The sequence below is a fragment of the Jongsikchunia kroppenstedtii DSM 45133 genome, from assembly GCF_000380485.1.
GTDB lineage: Bacteria > Actinomycetota > Actinomycetes > Mycobacteriales > Mycobacteriaceae > Jongsikchunia > Jongsikchunia kroppenstedtii.
Map to the genome: position 1 here is coordinate 1 of NZ_AQYG01000017.1, position 8022 is coordinate 8022.

8 protein-coding genes are annotated in these 8022 nt (G+C 64.4%); 5 read left to right on the forward strand and 3 right to left on the reverse strand.

Features of this window, described 5'->3' with window-relative positions; genetic code table 11:
* Positions 1-940: metal-dependent hydrolase family protein (locus tag G341_RS0100240; protein ID WP_026303073.1), on the reverse strand; the 940-nt coding region annotated here is incomplete at its 3' end.
* A 131-nt stretch (positions 941-1071) separates the two neighbouring features.
* Here G341_RS0100240 and G341_RS0100245 point away from each other — a divergent pair.
* Together G341_RS0100245 and G341_RS0100250 are read left to right on the forward strand one after the other, a co-directional pair.
* Complete coding sequence (locus G341_RS0100245; protein WP_245556871.1) at positions 1072-1365, forward strand: putative quinol monooxygenase; 294 nt, start codon at positions 1072-1074, stop codon at positions 1363-1365.
* Between the two features lie 35 nt (positions 1366-1400).
* The gene (locus tag G341_RS0100250) at positions 1401-2234 is read left to right on the forward strand and encodes a MurR/RpiR family transcriptional regulator (protein ID WP_018177101.1); all 834 of its coding nucleotides are present in this window, start codon (positions 1401-1403) and stop codon (positions 2232-2234) included.
* 131 nt (positions 2235-2365) lie between these two features.
* Here G341_RS0100250 and G341_RS0100255 read toward each other — a convergent pair whose 3' ends face one another.
* Together G341_RS0100255 and G341_RS0100260 are read right to left on the reverse strand one after the other, a co-directional pair.
* Positions 2366-4027: an FAD-binding dehydrogenase gene (locus G341_RS0100255; RefSeq protein ID WP_018177102.1), complete on the reverse strand. Its 1662-nt coding sequence runs from the start codon at positions 4025-4027 to the stop codon at positions 2366-2368.
* Between the two features lie 70 nt (positions 4028-4097).
* Positions 4098-5453 carry a serine hydrolase domain-containing protein gene (locus G341_RS0100260; RefSeq protein ID WP_162140686.1) on the reverse strand — a complete coding sequence of 452 codons (1356 nt, stop codon included), beginning with the start codon at positions 5451-5453 and terminating at the stop codon, positions 4098-4100.
* 601 nt (positions 5454-6054) lie between these two features.
* Here G341_RS0100260 and G341_RS23650 point away from each other — a divergent pair.
* The 3 genes from G341_RS23650 to G341_RS0100280 all read left to right on the forward strand — a co-directional run.
* Positions 6055-6225 (forward strand): hypothetical protein, encoded by a 171-nt coding sequence (locus tag G341_RS23650; RefSeq protein ID WP_155826648.1) that lies wholly within the window; start codon positions 6055-6057, stop codon positions 6223-6225.
* Positions 6226-6319: 94 nt separating this feature from the next.
* Complete coding sequence (locus G341_RS0100270) at positions 6320-6997, forward strand: pyridoxine/pyridoxamine 5'-phosphate oxidase (RefSeq protein WP_018177104.1); 678 nt, start codon at positions 6320-6322, stop codon at positions 6995-6997.
* Positions 6998-7749: 752 nt separating this feature from the next.
* Positions 7750-8022: MspA family porin (locus G341_RS0100280; protein WP_018177106.1), on the forward strand; the 273-nt coding region annotated here is incomplete at its 3' end.

The following is an 8022-nucleotide window of genomic DNA, read 5'->3' on the forward strand; positions in this document are numbered from 1 at the left end:
CCCCGCCGCGATACGCGGCTTCGAGAGCAGATAGACCAGCATCGAGTACCTCGGAGTTCTTCGCGTGGCTGCCGGCCGTCATACCGATCTGCATTCCGATTTCGTCCATCGCCTGATAGGTGACAAGCGTGGGCACCAGGTAGGCGTCTTTCTCTACGAACTTTCGTATCGTGGTGTCGTCGATCAGGTTGCCGTGCTCGATGCAACGCAAACCAAGGTCGAGGGCGTTGGTGATCGCGGATGCGAGGTAGGCGTGGCCGGTGACGTATCGCCCGGCCGCGGTTGCCTCACGGACTGCGACCGAGATCTCCTCGTCGCTGTACTGCACCGAGGAGATGCTGTCGGTCGGCGACGACACTCCGCCCGACAGCATCAACTTCAGGTGATGGGCGCCGGTGCGCAGCACATCGCGCGCGGCCACGCGCACCTCGTCGGGTCCGTCCGCAATGCGGGCGATGTTCGGGCAGCGGCAGCAGTCGTTGTGGCTGGAATCGCCCCGCTGCCGGCCGTCGCCGTGGCCTCCGGTCTGCGAGAGCGCGGTGCCGCCGTAGATCACGCGTGGCCCGTTGATGATTCCGTCTTCGACGGCTTGTGCGATGGCGAAGTCCGCGCCGCCGGTATCGCGCACCGTGGTGAAGCCGCGTTGCAGCATGTCCTCCAGTGACCGAACCGCCTTCGGAACCAGATAGGACGGGAGCCAGGACTGCAGCAGCGGAAGGTCCAGACTCTGGAAGTACACGTGCACGTGCCCGTCGACCAGGCCTGGCATCACCGTCTGCCCGTGCACGTCGATCACTCTGTCCGTATTGGATGCTGACACCTCGCGGGTGGAGCCGACCTCTTTGATCTGTCCGTCGACTGCGAGTACCGATTGGTCGGGCACGACCTCACCGGCGATCGGATCGAGTACGGCCGCATTCTGAACCAGCGTTGTCGACATCAGGTGCACTCCTCTGTGGTGAGCCGCGGATTCGCGGCGGCCGCAGCTGTGCACAAATTATTGCATGAATAGCCTATATGCATCGAATGATGCGTGAAGGTGCGACAATCCGTAGCGTGGATTGCTTGAGCGTGCTCACGTTGCACGTATCGCCGGACAGGGTTGATGACGTCGTGGATTTCTATCGCCGCGAACGTGTCCTCGAGGCTGCGCACGCATCGGCGGCCGAGTTGCTGATAGATCCCGCTGAGCCGGGAACTATCGTCGTCACCGCGTGGTGGGGCGACGCGGAGGCGTATGACGCATGGCGGCAGTCATCACAACGTGCTGTCTTCGAGCGCGGGCTCGCCGACCTGGTCGGCGACGTCTTCAGTGCGGACGCCCGCGAGCTGACGGTGGTTCACCGAACGCGAGCGGATCGATGAGGCCGCACAGCGTGAAGAGTCGAGGAAGGGACGCGGTGGACGTCGGGACATGGATCGCTGAGCGGCGTGGCAACGCTGCGTCCGGAACTCAAGCCGAGAAGGTGCTGCGGACGATCGCGACCGCTCCGCAGTTCGCGTCTTACGCCTCCGGGCGCGAACTTGCCGAACGTTCGGCGGTCAATGCCTCGACGGTCGTACGCACCGCGCAGATGCTCGGATTTCAGGGGTGGCCTGATTTTCGCCATGCAATCCGGGCGGTGTACCTCGAATCAACGTCGCCGAGCGACGTCCCGTCCCCGGTCGATACCGATGCGGTGTCGACGATGCTCCGCCTGGACACCACGAACGTCGGTGCACTCGCCACCGCAGCGAACATCGAGACGATCCGCACCGTGGCAGGCGTCATCAAACAATCCCGTCGGACTGTCATCTTGACGACTGGCAGCGGCGCCGGGCCCGCTCATGTACTCGGCTATCTGGGCAGGATTCTCGGTCACGACATTCGCGTGGCCGACGGCTCGGCCACCAGCCAGACGGTGGAGGTCAGCGCGCTGGGCCCGGGCGATTGCCTCGTCGTCATCAGCGTCTGGCGCCTCACCCGGGTCTTGCGTGAACTGACTCGCGTAGGCCGCCAGCGCGGTGCGAGCGTCGCGGTTCTCACCGATCTGCACTCATCGCCACTCGCCGAGGACGCCGACCATCTCATCACAACCCCCATCGAAGGCCATGGCGCGCTACCTTCTCTCACTGCAATGACCGCCGCTGCCCAAGCAATTCTCGCGGCACTATTCGATTCCGACGGACGACAGTCCGCGAGAGACATCGAGAAAGCCTGGGACGCAATAGGGCTGCTTGCCGAAGACGTTTGATCGACAGCATCCCGGTATACCTAGTCGATGCCGCGTAATCAGGCGGGAAACGGTCAGGTAGCTGCCGCTCGGCGCGAGTCGGGATCTTGTCGGCGAATCGCGTAAATATCGGCCTCGACACCGTGGACGGTTCACCAGGCGAGCGCGCGTCCTGCGGCGCGTCCGGAGAAGATGCAGCCGCCGAGGAAGGTGCCTTCCAGGGCGTTGTGGCCGTGGACTCCGCCGCCGCCGAAGCCGGCGACCTCTCCGGCGGCGTAGAGGCCGGGGACGGGTTCACCGTTGTGTCCGAGGACCTGGGAGTCGAGGTTTGTCTGCAAGCCGCCAAGTGTCTTGCGGGACAGTATGTTCAGGCGTACGGCGATTAGCGGTCCGTGGGCGGGGTCGAGGATCCGGTGCGGTTTGGCGACGCGGACGAGCCGGTCGGTGAGGGACCGGCGCGCGTTGTGGATGGCCATCACCTGGATGTCTTTGCTGAAGGTGTTGGCGATCTCGTTGTCGCGGGCGTGGATCTGTCGCTCGATGTGATCGGTGTCCAGTGCGGGGCCGCGGGCGATCGTGTTCATTCCCGCGACAAGCTCGTCGATGGTGTTCGCGACGACGAAGTCCTCACCGTGCTCCATGAAGGCTGCGACGGGGCCCGGTGCGCCGGGCGCAAGCCGTGTTTTGAGTAGGTATTTCAGGTCCTGGCCGGTGAGGTCTGGGTTCTGTTCGGAGCCGGAGAGGGCGAATTCCTTCTCGATGATGCTTTGGGTGAGGACGAACCACGAGTAGTCGTGGCCGGTGGCCAGGATCTGAGTCATGGCGCCGATGGAGTCGGCGCCGGGGACACCCGACATGCCGGTCAGTCGCCGTCCGGTGGCGCCGAACCACATCGAGGATGGTCCGGGGAGGATGCGGATGGCGTGGTCGGGCCAGATCGGGTTCCAGTTGTGGATGCCCTCGGTGTAGGCCCACATCCGGTCGCGGTTGACGACCGTGCCGCCTGCCCGCTCGGTGATGGCGAGCATCCGTCCGTCGACGTGTGCGGGGACCCCGGAGATCAGATGCTCGGGCGGGCCGCCGACCCGTTCGGTGGGCCAGCTACGGCGCATCAGCTCGTGGTTGTGTCCGATCCCACCGGAGGTGACGATGACCGCATCGGCGCGCTCCTCGAAGTCGCCGACGACCTCGCGAGAGGACTTCACGCCACGGTCGGCGTCGTCGGGTGCCAGCACTGATCCGCGCACGCCGACGACCGCGCCGTCGTCGACGATAAGCTCGTCGACCTGATGGCGGAAGGCGAAGCGGACCAGACCGGCTTCCTCGGCCGCGAGGACCGGGCGCGTGAACGTCTCGACGACGCCGGGGCCGGTGCCCCAGGTGATGTGGAAGCGCGGCACGGAGTTGCCGTGCCCGGTGGCGGTGCCGTCACCGCGCTCGGCCCAGCCGACCATCGGAATGACCCGATGTCCCAAGTCGTGCAGATACTTTCGCTTGCCGCCGGCCGCCCACTGCAGGTATGCCTCGGCCCACCGGCGCCCCCAGAGGTCCTCGTCGTCGGGGCGATCGAAGGCGGCGGATCCGAACCAGTCCTGTCGCGCCAGCTCCAGTGAGTCCTTGATCCGCGTGCGACGCTGCTTGGGACTGTCTACGAAGAACAACCCGCCGAGCGACCAGAATGCCTGACCGCCCAGGTTGTTTCGGTTCTCCTGCTCGACCACCAGCACGTGCTTGCCGGCCTTGGTCAGCTCGTGCGTGGCCACCAGCCCGGCCAAGCCGGCTCCGACGACGATGACGTTCGGGCGAAACGGCATAAAACGACCTCCAAGGAATGGTGCCGGCGGGCCGCCGGTGGAGCAAGCGTTCGGCTGGGGTGAGGGGTGGCTACTGCGGGCAGCCGCCGAGTCGGGCCGCAACCGCCCGGAACACCGCACTCCATTCCGGGTTCGCCTGGTCGGCGAAGTTACCGTTGCTGTCGAACGCAGCGGTATGGCCCAGACGGACGCCGGTCAGGCATTGACTCGGCTGTACGGTGATGTAGTTACCCTGGAAACCGTTGGCCTGGAAGCTGTCCGGTGTCGGACCCTGCCACCACTGGTAGCCGTAGCCGCCGGCCGGTGCATCGCCGGTGTCTTTCGCTCCCTGCTTCATCCCGGTCGTCGATGCTTGAACGTAGGCGGCCGACAGGATGCGCCGGCCCTGCGTGTTGACGCCGCCATTGCGCATCATCTCCCCGAATCGCGCCAGGTCGTTGGGCCGGGCGAACAGTTCCTCCGACGCCACGGCCGCGCCGGTCGAGTCGGTCATGATGTAGGCGGGCGCCTCCATGCCGAGCGGCTTCCAGAGCTGGTCGGACAGGACATCCGCGAACGATTGGTGATACAGCTTCTCCAGCATCCAGGCCAGTACTTGCGGGTTGGCGCTGTCATAGCTGAAGCGCGCACCCTGCGGCTCGACGCGCGGCAGCGATCGCAGGTAGTTGTTGCGGTCCATGCCCAGCCGGCCGTTCGAGTACTGGTACAGGCCGAGATTGATCCACTCCATGAACTGCGTATTGTCTTGGAGCTGCTGGGCCTCCTCGTCCCACTTGATGCCCGAGCGCATCTCGAGGATGTTCCGGATCGTGGTGCCCTGCCACGCGGTGCGATTCAGCTCGGGGATGTATTTGTTGATCGGATCATCCAGCGATGCGATGCGGCGCTGGTCCAGGGCGATGCCGACTGCGGCCGACACGAATGATTTGGTGACCGACCAGGCCTGGTGCTGTTCGCTAAGGTTCCAGCCGTTGGCGAAGTATTGGGCGACGAGTTTGCCGTTGTGCACGAAGCTGATCGAGTCGGTCTCGGCGTCGTTGAGGAAATCACCCACGGTCTTGGTCCGGCCGTCGTACTGGTAGGTGACATCACGCAGATCGACGGGCGCGACTGGCAGCGGCGACACGGTCGGTCCGGCGGCGATTTCCGAATGCGGCAGAAAGACATCCGGTTTCACCGGATCAACAGAGTCGGGCAGCAGGAACTTGTTGTGCTGCAGTGCTTCATGCACCCAGTTGTTCCAATACTCCGGGGTGGAGAATTTGGCGGCGGCGCCCGCGACGAGGTCGGGCAGCGGCGGCACCCCTAGCAACTGCCCTCCCTGCGCCGCAGCAAGAAGTGTCTGAGCGCTGCCGACGGAGACCCTCGGCGCCGCCGGATGACTCGGCCGGGCGGCCGCCACCGCGGTCGGACTCAACGCGCTCAAAACGCCGATCGTGAGCACTGCGGTCAGCCGTCCCCACCAGGCTCGCCGAGTTCGTGCGGCCGCGTCGCGCATTGCATTGGGTCTCGCACCACCCGGGCCACAACTACTCATGCCCGTCCTCCACTCCGATCACAGGTCACGCCACCACTTTGCTCCAAGGCTGAACTTCTGTGCATTTCATCGAATTACTTTGCTGGACAAGAGGGTTCCGAATATTGCTCCGCCGACGAGTTGATGTCGGGCGCAAGTGTTGGTCATTTGCCCCACAATCCAATCAGGCCGTGACGTTACCGGCTACTGGCGCCATGTGCAATACGGACTAAAGCCGCGGCTGAAGGTTCCTCGTGCCGCAACCGCGGCTTCTGTCGTAGAACATGACCAACGGCAGGTGGGGCGGGCGCGTTGATCGACACCGGTGGCGTTCCGTGGAGTGCCATGACAACCCGCATGCGCGGAGCGCGCTGGCTGCTGCCGCCGGTCCGGTGACGAATTGCCCGATTGTTCGCATCGCCCATAGCCGCGACCGGCGTGAGGGCGCCAGACATTGCTCGAAGGTCGCCGAACGCCAGAGCTAACCCGAGCACTCTTCTCCGGTTCTGCATTGCAGAAGCTGGGGTTCCGGTGTGACCGCGCGACCCGTATTCGTGTCAGCCGCAACGACGAATCCTCATCGCCCGATTCGAGTCCTCTTGCCGCCGACGCGGAAGCGATCATTCTGCTCGACGAGGGCGGCGCGCCGACACAGCTGTATGTGCTCGCCCAAGGTCATTGACGCGGACACACAGAAGTGACTGCCGCGCAGCTCGACTCGCGACCTGCTGGTCGGGTTTGATCCCTGCCAGGTCCGGGCGCTCTACAATTGCGCGGTGACAAGCGATTGGGACGATGACGGTGGACGGTCGTTCCTGCGAGGCCTACCTGTTCTCACAGGTGCTCGCTCCGTCGCGCAGTTGGATGTTGAGGCGGCGCCCGACGAGCCTCGAACGCTGTTCATCTCCTGGCTGTATGAAGCGGTTGCAGCGGATGTCGCTGAGCCGCATGCAATGACGATCTCGACTATCGACCCAACCGGCCGTCCTCGCGCCCGGGTCCTCATTTTGAAGGCAGTTGACGCTGCTGGTTGGCATTTCGCGATCAGCACCGAGAGCCAGAAAGGGCTTGACCTGACGGCGAATCCCGTTGCAGCACTGACATTCTACTGGCCTTCGATCGCCCGGCAGATCCGAGTGGTGGGCCCGGTCGTTGATGACGGCGCGGGTGTGAGCGCGGCTGACTTTCTCGCGCGACCGGCCGGTTCACGCGCGATGGCGTTGACACTTCGACAGAGCGAGCCGTTCTTCGACCCCGGCGAAATCGACACTGCTCTGCAGAAGGCGCGACATCAGCTTGAGGTCGATCCGAAACTGGTTCCCCACGAGTGGAAGTCGCGCGCAGTGCAGCCTGATGAGGTCGAGTTCTGGCAGGGGTCATCCGACCGCCGCCACTCTCGGATCCAATACCGCCGCGTGATTGATGGCTGGGAGAAGAACCTCTTATGGCCGTGACGTGACGCAAGCAGCGGACGCCTGGGCCCAACAGAGCGGTGTACTCGTGCTCGTCGGCCGATCTTGTCGGGCCGAAAGAGGACACAATCCAGCGCGCGTGTTGCCGTCGGAGTTCCAGATACGCGTGACCTAACCAGCGCATCACACGCCCCGCATTAGCCTCGAGGGGGCCGCGCCGAGATCCGGGGTGAGCCGATCAGCGCTTGGACGAGTCGTCTTCCTGATCGTCGTCGCAATGACGCTGGTGGCAGTGATGGCGAGCCTGCTGCACTCGCAGTCCTTCGCATTGTTGGTCGTCGTCGGAGCCTGCGGCGCCGTGGCAGCCGGTGCCCAGCGCTGACCGGCCAGTTCGTTGCCGACCATCATCACCATCGGATGCGCAGTGCCGATCGTGATCACTGCATTCCCTGCCACCACCTCTCGTTTTCGGTGACATCTATCTGCAGGTTTACTATCACAAATATTTGGGGGCCTGGCATAGCGGCTGCCCTGCAGGCGTTGGGGTCGGGCAGCACTGTCCGCGAAGGCAGCACGAAGGCGCAGTTTGCTATGTCGATACTCACATTCGCTATCGTTAATCAACGATTATTGCTGGTCGCGAGGGTGCGAGCCGCGGCTGCCCCGCCGGATCTAAGCCGAGCCTCTGTTGCGGCGAGGCACCGCGCCGCTTACGTTCCATTCACCAACATGAATTGATGAATGTATTTATCGAAGTTGTCGGGAGGCTGACTGTGGGGTTTCGGAGATGTGCTGTGGTCGCGGCCACGGCAGCAGTGGTCGGCCTGACCGGCGTCGCCGTCGAGGCCGGGAACGCGGCCGCCACGAATTATCCGAATGCAGCCACCACGCGTACCACCCCGGACGGCTGGAACGTCGGGGTCGGTCTCAGTGGCTATGCGGTGCACCAAGTGCCCGTGCTCAACCAATCCCCGTTTACCCGCGAGGCGTTCATTGATCTGAACAGCAACGGCGTGATCGGCGGCGCCGGCCGGGTGCCGGTCGATTCGGGCACGTTGACCTACGGG

Bases quoted from the DNA above. Each gene is read 5' to 3' on its own strand.
- G341_RS0100255 (WP_018177102.1), bottom strand. From the start codon at position 4,027: ATGCCGTTTCGCCCGAACGTCATCGTCGTCGGAGCCGGCTTGGCCGGG.